Below are 17,044 nucleotides of genomic sequence, written 5' to 3' on the forward strand. Positions count from 1 at the left end.
CTGTCCCACCTGGTCTGCCAGGACCGCCATTCAGCGGCGGTCCGCCCGTGAGCCAGACCCGGCGGAGAACATCTCACCTTCTGACTGTCAGTCCTGCTGGGCAATCAGGCTCGCTGGGCGCAGGTCGGTCCAGTTGGACTCGACATAGGCGAGGCAGGCCGCACGGGTGTCCTCACCGAAGGCGGTCCGCCACCCGGCGGGGACCTCGGCGAAGGACGGCCACAGCGAGTGCTGGTTCTCTTCGTTGACCAGGACCAGGAAGCGGCCCTGCGGGTCCTCGAACGGGTTGGTGCTCATACGTCGTCACTCCTCGTGGACTCTGCGATGAACAGCTCGGAGAGCGGCTGCTCGGGGTCGGCCGCGGCGGTGCGCAGCAGTGTCTGAAGCTCGTCGGCAAGCTGCCGGGCCTTGGCCGGGCCGAGCAGGCTGTGGGCGTAGCTGAGTTCACAGTGCACGGGGCCGTCGCCCGGCGGCTCGTAGAAGCTGAGGGTCAGCTCCGTCCGCGCCGTGCCGGTTGGTACGGCATGGAAGGATCCCATGCCGCCCTCCAGCTGCCCGAGGTTCGCCTGCTCGTGGTGGATCACCATGACCTGCGGGCCCTGCGGTGGCAGACCGGTGGCCCGGACGACCGCGTCGAACGGCACGTCCTGCCGTTCCAGCGCGCTGAGCGTGGTCTCCCGCACCCGGGTCAGCAGCTCGGTGAAGGCCGGGTCGCCGGCCGTGTCGGTCCGAAGCACCACGGTGTTGAGGAAGCAGCCGACCAGATCGGCCAGCTGGTCATCGCCACGGCCGGCGACCATCGTACCGATGGGCAGATCGGTGCCCGCACCATGGCCGGTGAGCAGGGCCGCCAGGGCCGAGTGCAGCACCATGAACATGCTGGTGCCGGTTGCCCGGGCCAGCTCGTCCACGGCCGCGTGCAGGTGCTCGTCCAGGACGAAGCCCACGTAGTCACCGCCCTCGGCGGACAGGCGCGGGCCGTCCGTCGGAAGCGCCAGTTCCGGCGGGGCGTCGTGGAGCGTCCGCCGCCAGTACGCGAGCTGCTGCCCGCCCCGGCTGTCAGGGTCGGCGAGGTCGCCCAGCACCTCATGCGCCCAGCGGGTGTAGTCCCGGTACGTCACCGGCAACGGCTCCCACTCGGGTGCCCGGCCCATCGCGCGGGCCGCGTACGCCGTGGTGAGGTCGCGGAACAGCGGTACCACCGACCATTCGTCCACCGCGAGGTAGTGCATGGTCAGCAGGAGCGCCTGGGCGCCAGCCGGGTCCGTCAGCAGGCAGGCCCGCAGCGGGGCATCGTGCTCCAGGTCCGGGTTCGCCGCGGCGAGTTCCGCGAGTCGGGCGTCCAGGTCGGCGCACCGGTCGACGGCGAGGGCTGTGCCTTCGACCGGCAGCTGGAGCAACCCGCCGTCGTGCTCGGTGAAGGCCGTGCGCAGCGGCTCGTGCCGGGCGACCAGGTCGGCGAGGGCCGTGGCCAGGACCTCGGCGTCCACGCCGCCCTCAGGGGAGCGCAGGACCAGGGCACCGTCGAAGCCGGGGGCGCGGCGGTGCGACTCCCACTGCCAGCGCTGGACCGGTGCGGCCGGCAGGAGGCCGCCGCCCGCGTCCTCGGTCGGCTGCAGTGCCGGACGCGCGGCTGCCGCGCCCTCCAACTTGCCGGCCAGACCGGCCACCGTCAGCGCGTCGAAGACGTCGCGGATGCTCAGCTCCACGCCGAACTCGGCGCGGATGCGGCCCAGGAGCCGCATCGAGGCCATGGAGTGGCCGCCCAGCGCGAAGAAGTTGTCGTGGATGCCGACGTTGTCCAGTCTGAGGATGTCGCAGAACAGGGCCGCCAGGCGGGCCTGCGTCTCGGTGGCCGGACGGGCGTCGCCGGTCATCGTGGACCAGTCGGGCATGGGCAGCGCCTTGCGGTCCAGCTTGCCGTTGGGCGTGAGCGGCAGCGGGCCGTCCAGCGCCACGACGAGCGTCGGGACCATGTACTCGGGCACCAGCCCGGCCACGTGGGCGCGCAGCTCCTGTGGGTCCGGTTCCCCCGACTCCGGTACCGCGTATCCGATCAGGCGCACGATGTCGCCGTCCCGGTCCGGCAGTACGGCGGCCTGGGCGACTGACGGGTGCGAGGCGAGCGCGGCCTCGATCTCGCCGAGCTCGATGCGGAAGCCGCGCACCTTCACCTGCGTGTCGACCCGGCCGAGGAAGTCGAGGTTGCCGTCGGCGCGCCAGCGGGCGCGGTCGCCGGTGCGGTACATGCGGCGTCCGGCGGCGCCGAAGGGGTCCGCGACGAAGCGCTCCGAGGTGAGCCCCGCCCTGCCGAGGTAGCCGAGCGCCAGGCCGCGGCCGGCGACGTACAGCTCGCCCACGACGCCCGGCGGGACCGGACGCAGCTGGTCGTCCAGGACGTAGCAGCGGGTGTTGGGGTCGGGCCGGCCGATGGGAACCCGGCCGCCCGGTCGGCCGCCGTACTCGCGCGCAGCCCACAGCGTGGAGTTGACCGTCGCCTCGGTGAGCCCGTACGCGCAGATCAGGTTGGCCGTGGCGCCGAAGCGTTCGAAGAGGTCCGGCGGCACCGTCTCGGTGCCGACGAGGACCGTGGAGCCCTCGGGCAACTCGCAGCCCGGCGGCAGCGCCGACACCAGCGACGGCGGCAGGATCATGTGGGTGATCCGCTGATCGGTGAGGAAGTCGGTGAGCGCGGGGCCGGCGACCCGTGCCTCGTCGGTGATGAGGACGAGTCGTCCGCCGTGGCACAGGGCCATCGCCAGCTCGAAGACGAAGACGTCGAAGCCGATCGAGGCGAACTGCAGGACCCGGCTGTCCGGCTCCAGACCCATCCGATCAACGGCGGTGGCCACCAGACTGGCGATGCCTTCGTGCGGGACGACGACGCCCTTGGGCCGGCCGGTGGAACCGGAGGTGTAGATGACGTACGCGGCCTGGTCCAGGCCTACCCGCACGCCCTCGATGGCGGCTTCGGACAGCGCCTCCAACTCGGTGGCGGTCTGCGGCGCGTCGAGCAGCACCAGCGGTACGTCCGCCACCGGGGGGATCTTCCCGGCCACCGGTTCGGTGCCGACGACCAGCGCCGCCCCCGAGTCCTCGATCATGTGGGCGAGGCGGTCAGCGGGCTGGGCCAGGTCGAGCGGCAAGAACGCGGCGCCCAGCTTGAGCACGGCCAGCACCGTGGCGATCATGTCGGCCGAGCGGGGCACGGCCACGCCGACCACGCTCTCGGCGCCCACACCGTGCGCGGCGAGCAGCCGGGCGGTCCGGTTGGCCCGGGCGTCCAGCCGCTCGTACGTCAGCGAGCGCGCGTGGTCCACGACGGCGACCGCGTCGGGCCGCTCGGCCAGCCGCCGCGCGAACAGGGCCGGCAGGGTCTCCTCGTCGACCTCGCGGGGAGCGCCGTTGAAGCGTTCAAGGACCAGGTGACGCTCGCCGGGGTTGAGGACCTCCGCCTGCGAGACAGGCTCGCCGGGCGCCGCGACCAGGGCCGCGACCAGGGTGCGCAGCCGTTCCCCGATCCGCTCGGCCGTCTCCTGGTCGAAGAGCTCGGTGGCGAACTCCAGCCGGCAGACCAGCGATCCGGCGCTGCCGTCGGCCTCCGTGTGCTCGGTGAAGCTGAAGACCAGGTCGAACTTGGCGGAGCGGATGCGGAACGGCACGGGCTCCACGCCGAGCCCGGCCAGATCCAGCTCCTCGCCGACGCGGGCGTGATAGCCGACCATCACCTGGAACAGTGGGTTCCGGGACAGTGACCGGGTCGGGTTGAGCTTCTCGACGACCGACTCGAACGGCACGTCCGCGTGGGAGAACGCCGCCAGGTCCGTCTCGCGGACCCGGGCCAGCAGCTCGGTGAAGCTCGGGTCGCCGCTCAGGTCGGTGCGCAGGACGAGCGTGTTGACGAAGAAGCCGACCAGGTCGTCCAGCGCCTCGTCGCCGCGGCCCGCGATGGGTGAACCGAGCGGGATGTCCGTTCCCGCCCCCAGCCGGTGCAGCAGGGCGGCGACGGCCGCGTGTACGACCATGAACATGCTGGCGCCGGTCTCGCGGGCGATCCGCCTGAGTCCTTCGTGGATGTCTGGGTCGAACGCGATGTCCAACTCGGCGCCGGTGAAGGCGGGGCGGGCCGGGCGGGGCCGGTCGGTGGGCAGCTCCAACTCCTCCGGCGCCCCGTCCAGGACCGAGTGCCAGTGGTCCAGCTGGCGGGCGGCCAGGCTGTCCGCATCCGCCGGGTCGCCGAGTAGCCGCTGCTGCCACAGCGCGTAGTCGGCGTACTGGACCGGCAGCGGCTCCCAGCTGGGAGCGGTGCCGGCGTCGAGGCGGGACGCGTAGGCCGTGCCGAGGTCGCGCAGGAATGGCCGGTCCGACCATTCGTCGGTGGTGATGTGGTGCAGCAGGATCACAACGACGTGCTCGTCCGGCGTCACCTCGATGACCGTGGCCCGCAGCGGCAGTTCGGCGGCGAGGTCGAAGGGTCGGTTGATCGCGGCGTCGACCAGGCCGGGCACCTCGTTCTCGGCGGCCCGCAGGTGCTCGACCGCGGGCTGGGACTCCTCGGCGGATAGGACCCGCTGGAAGGCCTGGCCATCGCGTTCCGCGAAGACGGTGCGCAGGGCCTCGTGACGGGCCGTCACGTCGGCGAGGGCCGCGGTCCAGGCGTCCAGGTCCAGGGCCCCGCGCAGCCGCATGACCAGCGGGAAGTTGTACGCCGTGGAGGTGCACTCGATGTGCTGGATGACCCACAGCCGCTGCTGGGCGTGAGACAGCGGCAGCTCGGCGGGCCGCTCACCGATGGTCAGCGCGGGCTGGGCGGCACCCCCGGAGCGGGCCGCGCGGTCCACCAGCTCCGCCACGGTGGGCGCCTCGAACAGGTCGCGGATGGCGAGTTCGGCGGCGAGCGCGGTGCGGGCGCGGCTGATCAGGCGGGTGGCCAACAGGGAGTGGCCGCCCAGCTCGAAGAAGTCGCTGTCGATGCCGACGCTGCCCACGGGCAGGCCGAGAATCTCCGCGAACAGCGCGCACAGCGTCTCCTCCGCTGGGGTGCGCGGGGTGCGGCTGGGGCCCGTCCCGCCGAAATCGGGGGCGGGCAGCGCACGGACGTTCAGCTTGCCGTTGACGGTCAGCGGGAGTGCGGCGACGGGCACCAAGGCGGCCGGAACCATGTAGTCCGGCAACCCGGCCTTCACCTGCTCGCGCAGGCGCTGCAGGAGCTCTTCCCCCGCCTCGGCGCCGGCCTCAGGTACGAAGTATCCGACCAGGCGTTTGCTGCCGGTCGCCTCGCTGACGATCACGGCGGCGTGCGCCACCTCGGGGTGCGCCGACAGGGCGGCGGCGATCTCACCCAGTTCGATTCGGTAACCGCGGATCTTCACCTGGTCGTCGGTGCGGCCGAGGAAGTCCAGCAGACCGTCGGGGCGCTGCCGAACGAGGTCTCCGGTGCGGTACATCCGCATCCCCGGCGCCCCGAACGGGTCCGCGACGAACCGCTCGGCGCTCAGGCCGGGCCGGTCGTGGTAGCCGCGGGCCAGGCCGGTGCCCGCGATATACAGCTCGCCGGGGCAACCTGGCGGGACCGGTCGCAGCATGGCGTCCAGGACGTAGGCGCGGGTGTTACGGATGGGCAGGCCGACCGTGGGGGTGGCGCTGTCGGCGGTGGAGCCGCCCAGGGTGTTGATCGTGTACTCGGTCGGGCCGTACAGGTTGTAGCCGTACGTGCCGTCAGTGCGACGCAGCTTCGTCCACACCGTGTCCGAGACGGCCTCGCCGCCGAGCAGGACGAGCGCGGGGCGGTGCTTCCCGGCCTCCTCGTCGTGATCGAGGAGGCCCTCCTCGATGAGTAACTGGGCGTAGGTGGGCGTCACGTTGACCACGTCGATGCGGTGGCTGTCACAGTAGGCGACCAGGGCCTCGGCGTCGCGGCGGAGCTCCTCGTCGCAGACGTGGACCTCATGGCCCTCGACGAGCCAAAGCAGTTCCTCCCAGGACATGTCGAAGGCGAAGGAGACGGTGTGCGCGATACGTAGTCGCCGTCCACCGGCCGAGGCGATCGCCGGGTCGAAAATCTCCTTCTGGTGGTTGAGCTGCATGTTCGTCAGGCCCCGGTAGGGGGTGACGACACCCTTGGGCGTGCCGGTGGAGCCGGACGTGTAGATGACGTACGCCGGGTGCTCAAGGCGGTCCACCCGGTCCTGGGCGAACGCGGGCCGCTCGGCGTCGCTGACCTCGCCACCCGGGAGCCCGACCAGCTCGGCCACCACGGCCTCGTCATCCAGCAGTACTTCCGGGGCGAGCGGGCCGGCCTCGCCGCGCAGGGCCGGGGCCACGGCGGTGGTGGACAGCAGGCACAGCGGCCCGGTGTCCGCGATCATCAGCCGTAGCCGGTCCGCCGGGTGGTCCAGGTCCAGCGGCAGGTACGCCGCTCCCGTGCGCAGTACGGCGAACAGCGCGGCCACCATCTCGATGGAACGCGGCAGTGCCAGGGCGACGGTCTTCTCCGGTCCGGCACCCCGGGCGAGCAGCAGCCGGGCGATCCGGTTGATGTGCGCGTCCAGTTCGGCGTACGTGAGGGCGCGCTCGCCGAAGACCAGGGCGACGGCGTCCGGGGTACGGGCCACCTGGGCGGTCAGCATGTCCGCGACGGTCTCGTTCGGCAACGGCTCCTGACTTCCCGCCCAGTCGGTGGCGAGGGACTCGCGCTCGCCGGGTAGCAGCAGGTCCAGGGTGCCGGTGCGGGCGGTCAGGTCGCCGATCAGTCGCTCCACGAGGGCGCCGAAGCGGTCCAGAGTGGCCGCTGCCTGTTCGTCATCCACCAGGTCGGGGCGGTACTCCAGTTTGACCTGGACCGTCTCGGCCGGGTTGACGATCAGCGTCATCGGGTAGTGGGTGGCGTCCACGCTACCCACGCCGGTGATGCCGTGGCTCTCCGCCAGCTGTCGGAAGGCGCCCTCGTCAGCGAAGTTCTGCAGGACATACAGGGTGTCGAAGAGAGTCGGATGGCCGCCGGCGCGCTGGAGTTCGGCGAGGCCCAGGTACTCGTGGTCCATCAGCGTGACCCGCTCGGCCTGGATGCGACGCAGTAGGTCACCGATTGGCTCGGCCGGATCGAGGGTGATCCGCTGGGGCACGGTGTTGAGGAACATGCCGATGGTGGTCTCGACCCTGGCTACGTCCGCGGGGCGGCCGGCAACGGTGGCGCCGAACACCACGTCGTCGCGGCCCACGGTGGCGGACAGGACCAGCGCCCATGCGGCGGACAGCACCGCGTTGATGGTCAGGCCGTGCTCGCGGGCGGAGGATCGCAACCGCTCACTCAGCGGCCGGCCCAGGCTGAGGGTGCGGCGGTGCGGGATGGTCGGCTCGTCGCCGCGTTCCCGGGCAATGAGGGTGGGCTCGTCCAATCCCGCGAGGGCGCTACGCCAGGTCTCGAGGGCCGCGTCGAAGTCCTGGCCGGCGAGCCAGCTCAGGTAGTCGCGGTAGCTGCCGGCGGCGGGCAGGGCGCTGTCGTCGCCGGACGCCGCGTACAGCTCCAGGAACTCGTCGAGGAAGAGGGACTGGGACCAGCCGTCCCACGCGATCAGGTGGTGGCTGAGCATCAGGCGGTCGGTGGTGTCGGTGAGCCGGATCAGGGTGAGCCGGAACAGCGGGGGTGCCGCCAGGTCGAACCGCTTGTGCCGGTCGGCGTCGGAGATCGCCACGAGCCGGGCCCGCCGCTCGGTCTCGGGCAGGCCGGTCAGGTCGATCTCGGTGAGCGGTGCGGGCAACTCGGAGGGCGGGCAGACGAACTGCGCGGGCTCCGGGAGACCGTCGCTGACGATGCCCGCGCGCAGGCTGGGGTGCCGGCGCAGCAGGGTCGCGCAGGCGGCGCGCAGCCGGTCGGCGTCGAGCCGGCGGTCGAAGTCGAAGGTGTCCTGCGCGGTGTAGACGTCCAGCGCCGTCGTGTCGTAGCTGGCGTGGAAGTAGATCCCCTCCTGGAGCGGCGACAGCGGCCAGATGTCGGCCACCGGCGCCGGGCTGACCCCTTCGACCAGGTCGATGTCGGCCTGGGTGAGGGTGACCAGCGAGACGTCCGAGGGGGTGAGGCCGGGGCGGGCGCCGGGGGCGGCGGTCCGGCCGACGAGGCCACGCAGGGCGTCGGCCCAGGCCTCGCCCAGGGCGTGGACGTCGTCCTCGGTCAGTGCGGTGCCGTCTGGCCAGGTCCAGGTGGCGCGCAGTTCGGGGCCGTCCGGGGTCTCCGCGCACACGACGTTGACCTGGAGCGGGTACGGCATGGCCAGATCAGCGTCCGGCTCGACAGCCAGCGCATCGGACTCGACGGCCGGGGCCCAGTCCACGGCTTGGTCGGCGGGCAGCCGGCCGAAGTAGTTGAACAGCACCTGGGCGGTGGACAACTGGGAGAACACCGGGGCGAGCTGCGGGTTGAGGTAGCGCAGCATGCCGTACCCGGCACCGGAGTCGGGCGCGGAACGAACCGACTCCTTGACCTGCTTCAGCACGTCGAGGGGGTCCTCGGCGGCGGGCAGCCGGACTGGGTGGAGGCTGGTGAACCAGCCCACGGTGCGGGAGAGGTCGGCGTCGCCGACCCCATCGCGGCCGTGGCGTTCCAGGTCGACCAGCAGGTCGCCGTCCTGGCCCGAGCGGTGGCGCGACACGGCCAGCCGCAGCGCGGCGAGCAGCACCTCGGTGACGTCGGCGCCGGCGGCCGCGGGCACGGTGGTGAGCAGCGCCCGGGTCGGGTCGGCGGGCAGCGTGACGACGTGCTCCCGGGCCGCACCCGCGGTTCCGGTGCGGGTGGCTCCGGCGACGAGCTCGGCGCCGGGGGCCAGGGTCTTGGCCCAGTGGGGCAGTTCGGCCTGCCGTTGCGGCGAGGAGGCCTGCTCGGCGACCTCCCGGGCGAAGCGGCGCAGGGAGGTGGGCACCGGCTCCAGGGCCGGGCGCTCTCCGTGGACGATGGCCTCCCACGCGGTGGCGAGGTCGCCGAGGAGCACCCGCCAGGACACTCCGTCCATCACGAGGTGGTGGACGACGAGTAGCAGCCGGCCGGGCCGCTCGGCGCCCGCGTCGAACCACACGGCCTGCACCGTGACACCGCTGTCGGGGTCGAGCCGGTCCGCGGCGGCGTCGGATTCCTCGGTGACGGCCTTGCGCAGCCCCGCCTGGGTCAGGTCGCACACGTCGACGCGGCGCAGCAGCTCGGCGGCGTCCACCGATCCGGCGGGGGTCGTCCGGGCGGACCACAGCGCGGGGATGGCCGGACCCAGGTCCATCCGGGCCAGGGTGAGGCGCAGCCCGTCGTGGTGGTCGAGGACGGCCTGGAGGACCTGCGCCAGCTTGCCGGCGTCCGCGCCGGCGGGTGCCTGGAGCAGCATCGAGAGGTTGAAGCGGCCAATCGTGCCGCCGTCCTCGCGGAGCTGGTGGACGATCGGCAGCAGGGTGATGTCGCCGACGCCGTCGGAGTCCGTGGCCACGGGCGCGAGGGTGGCCTGTGTGCCGTTGAGGGCGGCCGCGAGGGCGGCCGGGGTGCGGTGCGCGAAGATGTCGCGCGGAGTCACCGCCAGGCCGGCCCGGCGGGCGCGGCTGGAGACCGACATGGACAGGATGCTGTCACCGCCCAGGACGAAGAAGTCCTCGTCGGCGTTGACGTCGTCGATACCGAGCACGTCGGCGAAGATGCCGCAGAGCTGCTGCTCGCGACCCTCGCGGGCGTCGCGGGCCGGCCGTCTGCGGACCTCGGGCGCGGGCAGCGCTGCGAGATCGGTCTTCCCGCCGGGCGTCAGCGGTAGCGCGTCGAGCCGTACGAAGTGGCCGGGCACCATCGCGGCGGGCAGCGAGCCGGTCAGCGCCGCACGCACCGCCTCGGTGTCCAGTTCCCGCGCTCCTGCTGCCGGTACCAGGTAGGCCACCAGCTGCTTGACTCGCCGCTCGTCCTCGCGTGCCACGACGACCGCGTCGCCGACGGCCGGCTCGTCACGCAGCCGGGCCTCGATTTCCCCGAGTTCCACCCGGTTACCCCTGATCTTGACCTGGTGGTCGGTGCGCCCAAGGTAGGTGAGCACGCCGTCTCCACTGAACTGAACCATGTCTCCGGTGCGGTACATCCGCTCTCCCGGACCGCCGAACGGATCGGCGACGAAGCGCTCCGCGGTCAGCCCGGGGCGACCGAGATAGCCGCGGGCCAGCTGTGCGCCCGCGATGTAGAGCTCACCCGGCTCGCCCGCCGCCATCGGACGCAGGTAGGCGTCGAGGACGTACAGGCGGGTGTTCGACACCGCTCGTCCGATCGGGATGGTGCCGGCGTCCTCGGTGCAGGAGCCGGCCTCCCAACTGGTCACCTGGATGGTGGCCTCGGTGGGGCCGTACACGTTGAACAGCGGCACCCCGGTGTGCTCCCGCCAGCGCCGGGCAAGCGGCGCCGGCAGGGACTCGCCGCCGCTGAAGGCGCGGCGCAGCGTGGCCCACCACTCGTCCGGGCCTACCTCGGCGAGTAGCGCACCATAGAGTGAGGGCACCAGGTCGATGCTGGTGACCCGCTCGCGGCGGACCAGGTCGACCAGGTACGCCGGGTCGCGGTGCCCGTCGGGGCGGGCGATCACCACGGTTCCGCCGGTGAGCAGCGGGGTGAAGATCTCCAGCAGGGACGGGTCGAAGCTGGTCGAGTACTGGTGCAGGACCCGCTCGCCGGGGCCGAACCCGAACCGCTCGGCGGTCCAGGCGAGCTGGCTGGTGGCCGCGCGGTGGGACACGACGACGCCCTTGGGGCGGCCGGTGGACCCGGAGGTATAGATCACGTACGCCGCGTCGTCCGGGTGGACGGACATGGCCACGGGCGCCGGGACCGGCTGGTCCGCACCGAGGAGAACGTGCGTCACGCCGTCGAGGAGGGGCAGCCGGGTCTGGGACGCGGCTGTGACGACGACGGTCCGCGCCCCGGCGTCTTCGAGCAGGTAGCGGATCCGGTCGCCCGGGTGGTCGACGTCGACCGGCAGGTAGGCGGCGCCGGCCTTGAGGACGCCGAGCAGGGCTGCCAGGGCCTCGGCGGATCGGGGTACGGCGACGGCGACGACGGACCCGGGCGTCACGCCCTGCGCGACCAGTCGGCCGGCCAGTGCCTCGGCGCGCGCGTCCAGGTCGGCGTACGTGGTCCGCCCGTCCTCGTGGATCAGGGCGGTGGCGTCCGGGGTCCGGCGGGCCTGCCGGCCGAATGCCCCGTGCACGGTGTCGTCGGGCAGGGGCAGGTCCTCACCGGCCATCCGGTCGAGGGCGGCCCGGTCCTCGCCGGGAGCATTGAGCGCGAGCCGCGCCACCGGGCAGAGCGGGTCCGTGACAAGCCGGCCGAGCAACGCCCGCAACCGGCCGGCGAACCGGGTGGCGGCGGCGGGGGCGACGCGGGCCGGGTCGTGGTCCAGGCGCAGCTGGAGCTTCTCGCCAGGCACGACGGTCAGGGCCAGCGGATAGTGCACCGCGTCCCGGATGTGTGAGCCGGTCACCCGCACCAGTCCGGCTGGGTCGGCGGGCTCGCCCGCCTCCGGCAGGTTCTCCACGACGGCCAGCGCCTCGAACAGCTCACCGCGGCCGAGGGCACGCTGGATCTCGGCGAGTCCGACGTGCTGGTGCTCCAGCAGATCGGCCTGCTCGTCCTGGAACCGCGCGAGCACGTCGGCCAGCGACTGCTCGGGCCGCCACCGCAGCCGCGCGGGCAGGGTGTTGATAAGGAGGCCGACCACGGATTCCACGCCCTCGACAGGGGCCTGGCGGCCGGAGACGGTGCTGCCGAAGACGAGGTCACGGGTGCCGGTCAGATCGCCAAGTAGAAGGCCGAAGCCGCCCTGGACGACGCTGCCGAGGGTCAGCCCGAGCGACCGGGCCCGCGCGGTGAGCGCGGCGGTGTCCTCGGTGGACAGGTCGACGGCAACGGTGTCGGTGCGGTGCGCTTCGGTGTCCGCGGCCCGCAGGGGGAGCCGGGCCGGGCCGTCGTAGCCGGCCAGCGCCTCGCGCCACGCGTCCAACGCGGCCAGGCGGTCGCGTCCGGCGAGCCAGCCGGCGTATGCCCGGTACGCCGGGTCGTCCCGCGGCCGCACGGGCTCGGCACCGGGACGGTAGCCGTCCAGCAGCTCGCGCATCAGGAGCGAGACCGACCAGCCGTCCACCACGATGTGGTGCAGGGTCAGTACCAGTTGGGAGCGGTCGGCCCCGTGCCGGACCAGTGCGGCCCGCAGCAGGGGCGGTACGGCCAGGTCAAAGGCCTCGGCCCGTTGCTCGCCGGCGATGGCCTCGGCGGCCGCCTGCCGGGCTTCGGGGTTTCGGTCGGACAGGTCGGCGTAGCGCCAGGGCAGGGCGGCGCGCCCTCCGACGAGCTGGAGGATGCGCCCGTCGGCCAGCTGGTGGAAGCCGGCGCGCAGCAGCGGGTGGCGGTCGAGGAGGCCCTGGATGGCGGCCCGCAGCGCCTCGGGGTCGACGTCGCCGGCCAGTTCGAGGGTGTTCTGTACGGCGTATCCGTCGGCACCCGCCTCATCGACGGTGGCGTGGAAGACGAAGCCCTCCTGGAGAGGGGTGGCGGGCACGGCGTCCACCAATCCCGGCACGGCGGCGGCGCACTCGGCGCGCTCGGCGTCCGTCAGCTCGACCAGGGAGAACGGCGCGGGCAGTGCGGCGCCGGCCGGGTGCGGAGCGTCCGCCGCGCCGGCCGCGTGACGGGCCAGGGCGGCGACGGTACGGTGCCGGAACACGTCGCGTGGAGCGAGCGGGAGACCGGCCTCGCGGGCGCGGTTGACGAGCTGGATCGCGATGATGCTGTCGCCGCCCAGTTCGAAGAAGCTGTCGTGCACGCCCACCGACGACAGGCCGAGCACGTCCGCGAACAGCCCGGCGAGCGTGGACTCGGCCGGGGTGGTGGGTGCGTCGTCCCCGCCCAGCACCGTCCACTGGGGCGCGGGCAGGGCGCGGGAGTCGAGCTTGCCGTTGGGTGTCAGCGGCAGCGGGCCGTCCAGCCGTACGACGGCGGAGGGGACCATGTAGTCGGGCAGCACGTCCGCGATCGTGGCGCGGGCCTCGGCCACGGCGGCCTCGGCGTCTGTGCCGGACTCGGCCACGAGGTACGCCACCAGCCGCTTCACCTTCCGGTGGTCCTCGCGGACCAGGACTGCGGCTTGGGCGATGCCTGGGCAGGCCATGAAGGCGCTCTCGATCTCGCCGGGTTCGATGCGGTGCCCACGGATCTTGATCTGGCCGTCCGTCCGACCCAGGAACTCCAGGTTGCCATCGACGCTCCAGCGCACCCGGTCACCGGTGCGGTACATCCGCGTACCCGGGCGCTCGGCGAAGGGATCGGCGACGAAGCGCTCCGAGGTGAGGCCGGGACGGCCGAGGTAGCCGCGGGCGAGTCCGCGGCCGGAGACGTAGAGCTCGCCCTCGGAGCCGACCGGGACTGGTCGCAGGGCCGAGTCGAGCACGTACACCCGGGTGTTGGGGTCGGGCCGACCGATCGGGGCGGGTCCGGGCCGGTCTTGCTCGGCGATCCACAATGTGGAGTTGACGGTCGCCTCGGTGAGTCCGTAGGCGACGACGACCTGGAGCCGCCCGGCCCATCGGGCGATAAGCTCGCTGGGCACCGCCTCGGTGCCGACCAGCAGCACGGCGCCGTCGGGCAGTTCACAGTCCCGCGGCAGCGCGGAGACCAGCGACGGCGGCAGGGCCATGTGGGTGGCACGGTGACGGGCGATGTAGTCGGTCAGCGCGGGGCTGGCGACACGGCGCTCGGTGGGGACGACAATGATCCGTCCGCCCACGCACAGCGCCATGATCAGCTCCCAGACCGTCACGTCGAACCCGACGGAGGCGAACTGCACCACGCGGCTGTCGGTGGTGATGCCGATCCGCTCGGTCGCGGTGGCGATCAGGCTGCCGACACCGTCGTGCGAGAGCACGACGCCCTTGGGGCGGCCGGTCGAGCCCGACGTGTAGATGACATACGCGGCCTGGTCCAGGGCGACCGGCACGCTGGGGTTGGCGGCGTCGAGGGCGGCGCACTCGGCCGCCACCGACGGCTCGTCGAGGAACACCCGCTCGATGCGGGGAGTGGTGGGCAGGTCGGCGGACAGCTCCCGCGTCGTCACGACCGTCCGGGCGCCCGCGTCGTCCAGCATGTAGGCAATGCGGTCCGGCGGGTGGTCGGCGTCGAGCGGCAGGTACGCCGCGCCGGCTTTCATGACGGCCAGCAGGCAGACCACGAGTTCCGGGGAGCGCGGCAGGGCTACGGCCACGATGTCCTCGGCACCCACGCCCCGGGCGGCGAGTAGCCGGGCGAGGCGGTTCGCGGCGGCGTTCAGCTCGGCGTAGGTGAGCTTCCGGTCCTCGTACACGAGGGCAACGGAGTCCGAGGCGAGGCCGACCTGGCGCTCGAAGGCGGCGGGCCAGGACAGCTCCGGCGCTTCGTGGGGCGCCGTACCGAGCTCGCCGAGCAGCAGTTCACGTTCGGACTCAGCGGTCAGATCGATGCGGCCGAGCGGGCTGCCGGACTCCTCGGCGAAGGCGTCGAGGACGACGCCGAAGCGGCGCTGGTGGTCGGCCAGGGTCTCCTCGTCGCACATGTGGGCGTCCACGTCGAAAATGATCCGGACCGCGTCGCGCTGCCATTCGCCGACAATCACGGCCAGGTCGCTTACTGGTCCTGCCCACTGCGGGTGTAGGTCGGAGGTGTGGTCGCGGAGCCGGAGCCAGTCGGTGCCGGGCAGGATGTTGACCGTGGGGCCGACGAGTTGAGCCACGCCCTCGGCCAGGCCGAGGTCCTTGGCCAGTTCCTCGGCGCGGTAGCGGCTGTGCGTGATGGTCTCACCGATGCGGACCTTCACCTGGCCCATGAGCTCGACCGGGCTCATACCCGGGTGGACGCTCAGCCGGAGCGGGAGAGTGTTGGACACCATGCCGGGCACGTCCGCGGCCGTGGGATCCCGGCGAGTGGTGACTGGCAGCCCGAGCACGAGGTCCCTCGCTCCCGTGACCCGGTGCGTGTAGGCGGCGACGGCCGCCACCAGGAGCGCGGACAGGCGGACACCGGCATCCGCGGCGGTGCTCCGGAGGCGGGCGGTGTCCTGCTGGGACAGCTCCGTGGTGTGCCGGAAGCGGCGGGAGATCAGCGATGCGGAGCGCTCGACGAGGCGGACCGGTTCGGGCCGGTCCGCGAACCGGTCGAGCCAGAAGTCCCGGTCGGCGTGGTACTGCGTGGATGCACGGTAGGCCCGCTCGGAGTCCAGCAGCCTGCTCAGCGACCAGTCGACCTCGCCCGCCGGCTCGGCGGCGGTGTAGATGTCGCCGACCCTACGGGAGATCAGCGCCACGCCCACGCCGTCGATGACCATGTGGTGGTAACGCTGGCACCATAGGAGCCGGTCGTCCTCAAGCCGGATCAGGGTGTGTGCGAACAGCGGACCGTCCTGATCGAGTCCGGGCGCGCCTCGGCGGTCGGCCTCCATCCACTCCCAGGCGATGTGTTCGGCGTCGTCCGCACCGCGCAGGTCGACGGTGCGGACCTCGACGGGGAAGCGCCGGGGCCACTGGCGCGGGCGGCCGTCCTCGTCTCCGATCCGCACATGGAGGCAGTCAGCCTCCTCGCTCACCTGCCGGATGGCGTCCGCCAAACAGTCGAGATCGACGTCCCCGCGTAGATGCACGGTGAATGAGACGGTGTACGCCGAGCTGTCCGGCTCGATCTGCTGGGCCAGCCAGATGCCGGATTGCCCACTGGTGACGGGGATACCGGCAGCCCGCGTCCGGTCCGACTCGGCGTTGACCATCGCTCGTGTGACCTCTCCCTGGTGGTGTGTCAGTGATGGTTGTGAGAGGGGGCGAGGAACGCCCGGCCGGGGGAGGCGTGCTCACCCGGCGGGCGGGGTTCGGCGGAGACGGATCCCACGGGGGGTGCGGGATCCGTCTCCGCCTGCTCGACGGCCTACTCGATGGCCTCGAGCATCGGGACGACCTGGTCGATCGCGTACGGGATCGACAGCACGGTGTTGAAGGAGAGCGCGGCACCGATGTCCGGGCTGTCGTAGGGCAGGAAGAGGTCCCGCTGCTCCTGGTTGACCTTGGTCTTCTGGTACAGCGGGTCGGCCTTCATCGCCTTCTCGGTGTCCAGGGTGCCCAGCCACACCGTGCGGTCGGCCTCCATGACGTCAAAGCGCTCGACGCTGAAGTCCATGAGGTTCTCCGTGCCGAGGGCGGCGCGGTACTCCTCGGAGGTGGTGAAGCCCATCTCGGTCAGGAAGACGACCTTTGGGTCCTTCGGGGAGAAGGCCGTGAACGTGCCCGGCTCGTAGGGCTCGCCGACGGCGACGGTCTTGCCGCTCCACTCCGGGTGCTTGTCACGGACGGCCTTGAACTTGGCGTCCACGTCGGCGATCAGCTTGGTGGTCTCGGCCTCCTTGCCCAGCGACCTACCGATCTGCTGGGTCATGACCTTCCAGTCCGCCTGGTAGTCCTCGGCGCCCTTGGGCTGGGCGACGACCTTGGTAATCTTGGACAGGGTGTCGTACTGCTCCTTCTTCATGCCGGAGTACTGCGCGATGATCAGGTCCGGGTCGAGGGCGGCGATCTTCTCGATGTTGTACTCGTCGCGCTCACCGACGATCTCGGGCGGGGTCGAACCCCACTTCTCCTTGGCCCAGGACCACTTGCCGTAGGGCTGCTCCTTGAACCAGTCCACCGCGCCGACCGGCTTGACGCCCAGGGCGAGGGCCGTGTCATGGTCGGACAGGCCCAGCGTGACGATCCTCTTCGGCTCCTGGTCGATCGTCGTGCTGCCGTACTTGTGCTCGACTGTCACGGGGAATACCGCGGCCGAGTCCGCACTCGCCTCGCCCGAGGGCGTCGATTCGGAACTCTCCGCGCCGCCGCCGCAGGCGGCGAGGGCGAGAGTAGCGAGGGTGGCGATGGCCACGCGGGGGAGAGTTCTACCAAGGCGGGTACCAGGGAACACGGATATTCCTTTCACGAGGGGTCACAGTGCGCTCCCGAGCTGCCGGGAATGACGGCGCTACGGGCGGCCCGGGCAGTG

General features: G+C 72.2%; 3 protein-coding genes. All 3 read right to left on the reverse strand.

Going from position 1 to position 17,044, the window contains the following annotated elements; translation table 11 throughout:
* Positions 1–87 precede the first annotated feature (87 nt).
* The 3 genes from SALPAC3_RS0123060 to SALPAC3_RS0123070 all read right to left on the reverse strand — a co-directional run bounded on the left by SALPAC3_RS0123060 (position 88) and on the right by SALPAC3_RS0123070 (position 16,927).
* The gene (locus tag SALPAC3_RS0123060; RefSeq protein ID WP_018223537.1) at positions 88–297 is read right to left on the reverse strand and encodes an MbtH family protein; all 210 of its coding nucleotides are present in this window, start codon (positions 295–297) and stop codon (positions 88–90) included.
* A complete protein-coding gene (locus SALPAC3_RS0123065) occupies positions 294–15,785 on the reverse strand; it encodes a non-ribosomal peptide synthetase (protein ID WP_018223538.1) in 15,492 nt (5,163 codons plus the stop codon). The genes SALPAC3_RS0123060 and SALPAC3_RS0123065 overlap by 4 nt, the downstream gene beginning before the upstream one ends.
* Before the next feature lie 155 nt (positions 15,786–15,940).
* Positions 15,941–16,927, reverse strand: a complete 987-nt coding sequence (locus SALPAC3_RS0123070; protein ID WP_018223539.1) for an iron-siderophore ABC transporter substrate-binding protein — start codon at positions 16,925–16,927, stop codon at positions 15,941–15,943.
* Between the last annotated feature and the right edge of the window lie 117 nt (positions 16,928–17,044).

Origin of the sequence: Salinispora pacifica DSM 45544 (assembly GCF_000378845.1) — a bacterium.
In the GTDB taxonomy this organism is placed as follows: Bacteria; Actinomycetota; Actinomycetes; order Mycobacteriales; family Micromonosporaceae; genus Micromonospora; species Micromonospora pacifica.

Coding starts and splice junctions, on each gene's coding strand:
- SALPAC3_RS0123060 (WP_018223537.1), bottom strand. CDS start 297: ATGAGCACCAACCCGTTCGAGGACCCGCAGGGCCGCTTCCTGGTCCTG.
- SALPAC3_RS0123065 (WP_018223538.1), bottom strand. CDS start 15,785: ATGGTCAACGCCGAGTCGGACCGGACGCGGGCTGCCGGTATCCCCGTC.